General features: G+C 51.8%; 2 pseudogenes. One reads left to right on the top strand and one right to left on the bottom strand.

The features are described from left to right. Positions 1-72: 72 nt before the first annotated feature. Positions 73-1,467: pseudogene (locus ACUU1M_RS19480) on the top strand (DMSO/selenate family reductase complex A subunit); the annotation flags it as partial. A 703-nt stretch (positions 1,468-2,170) separates the two neighbouring features. Here the strand turns inward: ACUU1M_RS19480 and ACUU1M_RS19475 are convergent. Beyond that, positions 2,171-3,165: pseudogene (locus tag ACUU1M_RS19475) on the bottom strand (hypothetical protein); the annotation flags it as partial.

The raw sequence follows: 3,165 nt of genomic DNA, 5'->3' as shown, positions 1-3,165 counted from the left end.
CCAAAATGGGTGGACTCCCTCTATTGTTAGCGCGCTAAATATTCAGAGTGAGTTATGTCCAAAAATGACTGAATGGTGGGCATCAGCCGCAGAACACTCGTTAAATCAACCGCGATAGGTTCTCTGGCGCTGGCTGCAGGCGGTTTTTCTTTACCGTTCACCCTGCGCAGTGCAGCGGCAGCGGTACAACAGGCCAGCGAAAAAGTGATCTGGGGTTCCTGTTCCGTCAACTGTGGTAGCCGCTGTGCACTTCGTCTACATGTTAAAGATAATGAAGTGACCTGGGTGGAAACTGACAATACCGGCAGCGATGAGTACGGCAACCATCAGGTACGCGCCTGTTTGCGCGGTCGCTCCATCCGCCGGCGTATTAATCATCCCGATCGCTTGAATTACCCAATGAAACGCGTGGGTAAACGCGGTGAAGGCAAATTCGAACGGATTAGCTGGGATGAAGCCCTGGATACTATCGCCAGTAGCCTGAAAAAAACCGTCGAACAATATGGCAATGAAGCTGTATATATTCAGTACTCTTCGGGGATTGTTGGCGGCAATATGACCCGCTCTTCGCCATCAGCCTCGGCGGTCAAACGCCTGATGAACTGCTACGGCGGTTCACTCAATCAGTATGGCTCCTACAGCACCGCGCAAATTTCCTGTGCCATGCCCTACACCTACGGCAGTAATGATGGCAACAGCACCACGGATATTGAAAACAGCAAGCTGGTCGTGATGTTTGGTAACAACCCGGCAGAAACCCGCATGAGCGGTGGTGGCATCACTTATCTTCTTGAAAAAGCGCGCGAGAAATCGAACGCCAAAATGATTGTTATCGATCCGCGATATACCGATACGGCTGCCGGTCGTGAAGACGAATGGCTCCCTATTCGCCCGGGCACCGATGCCGCGCTGGTTGCGGGTATTGCCTAGGTATTGATTAACGAAAATCTCGTTGATCAACCTTTTCTCGATAAATACTGCGTCGGCTATGACGAAAAAACCTTACCCGCAGATGCACCCAAAAATGGTCACTATAAAGCCTATATTCTTGGTGAAGGTGACGATAAAACAGCAAAAACGCCGCAGTGGGCTTCGCAAATTACCGGTATCCCGGTAGACCGTATCATCAAACTGGCGCGTGAAATTGGCACAACAAAACCCGCTTATATCTGCCAGGGCTGGGGGCCGCAACGCCAGGCAAACGGCGAGCTGACTGCACGCGCTATTGCTATGTTACCTATTTTGACGGGCAATGTCGGCATCAGCGGCGGAAATAGTGGCGCGCGTGAATCGACCTATACCATTACGATAGAACGCCTACCGGTGCTGGATAATCCGGTCAAAACGTCAATCTCCTGCTTCAGCTGGATGGATGCTATCGATCATGGCCCGCAAATGACGGCACTCCGCGACGGTGTCCGGGGCAAAGATAAACTGGATGTGCCCATTAAGTTCATCTGGAACTTCAAGGACTTGAAGCGGACCCTTAGTAGGCCTGAGGTCCTGCATTGAGTCAAGACCTTGTGTCATTCTTTGTGCCAGACTTGTGTCATTAGACGGGATGTCTAGACGGCTGGTCAGGCCCCCCGGTGGCCTCGGTCTGGACTTGAGGTGGGCCTATGGGGGGAAGTCTGCTGGCTTAATGTATTAGATGGTCATTCACATTTTTCTGTCAGAAACCATCGGTCCCACTGTGAGTCCAAACCTAAGGACCTAGAAGTCCACCCACAGCCTTAGACAGAGTGTCGAACACATCCACACCGAGTCGACCAGAGAGGACCATGTAGAGACCCACAGAGAGGAACACGAGTTTATAGACCAGAGTCAGGAGGGACTTCAGGTCTGCGGAAGTCATAGACATAAAGCCCCTATCTGTTATGTTATATTATTACATTAACAATAGGTCCAGACCATTGGTCCAGACCATAGTTAGTTAATCACAGTGATAGCCCACCACCTGAAGTCCTGCTGATATTCAGTCCAGACTTACCTCTGCTCATGGTCTTACCTCCCTCGGTCTCCTGACCTTGGGTATCGACTACAGCTTGCTGAGCGTCATCTGGAGGAGCTACAGGAGGCGGGACCGAAGCCCCACCTTGAGTCCCACCACCACCTGTCAGGCCCTTGGCGATGGACCTGAAGCCTTTACTAATGCTCTTACCCATTGGTCTTACGCTTCGGTCTTGGTGAACTTCAGGCGTTTGACTACAGGCAGGACGGCAGTAGCTGAGCCAGTGCCCATCTTGACGATCGTAGCAGCTTCAGCGACAACGAACACTTTACCGAGGATTTCCAAGTCGTGGGACTGAGAGTCGCCATCACGTGAAAGGACGACCGTAATATTCTCACCGTCGTGACGGAAGCAGCCGAAGCTCAGGGCCGTGAAGCGTTTAGCCAACATGAACACACCTTTGTCCTCACCGTTGTAATACGCGATGTCGGTACCCAGCATATCCACGATAGCGTCTTCACCAGAGAAGCCCTGTTTAGCAGCCAGACGGGACAGTGCTTTCAGTTGGCTCTCATGGGCGATAATACCGTAGTCAGACACCTCAGAACCGAAAGAAGGCTCGGTGTTCTCATACCTCATACAGAGCGTCCATGATAGCGTCTGCCTTAGCGGTCAGGCTACCAGTCAGGACAGGAAGCTCTACGGTCTTCAGCAGCTTAGAGGATTCCAGAACGTCGACCATGCGAGCGTTGATGGTACGGACCACATTCTCACAGATGTTCATAGCGTCCTGCTGAAGTGTGCCCTGAGTGAATCCGGTGGATGACTTGGCGTCCCACAGCTTAGTCTGCTCAGAGATGAGAATAGCCTGTTCAATCGGTTCGACGACAATCTCCTGACCAGACGGAACGGTCACGACTTTAGGTCGCTCACCACCGCGTACAGGGACGACCACAGAGCGGTCAGACAGAGTGTGAGCAATGATTGGGGTAGGCAGGCTATTACGGGTAGGCAGGACTTCTACAGGGAACGGGATGTTCTCCTGAGCGGACTTAAGAACACCATTCAGCATGGTCTTAACCAGCTTAGCCAGCTTAGCCAGCTTAGCCAGCTCGAAAGCATATACTTGTGGGTCAGCATTAGTCGGCAGACCTTCATTAATCTGAATGTTGTCAGTGTCGGTGATGCGTACTGGCTCAATACCAAACTGATAC

The organism is Shigella sp. SIG6 (assembly GCF_053555815.1).
Note: the sequence above shows the minus strand (reverse complement) of the source record. Positions and strands in the feature narration are given on the sequence as shown.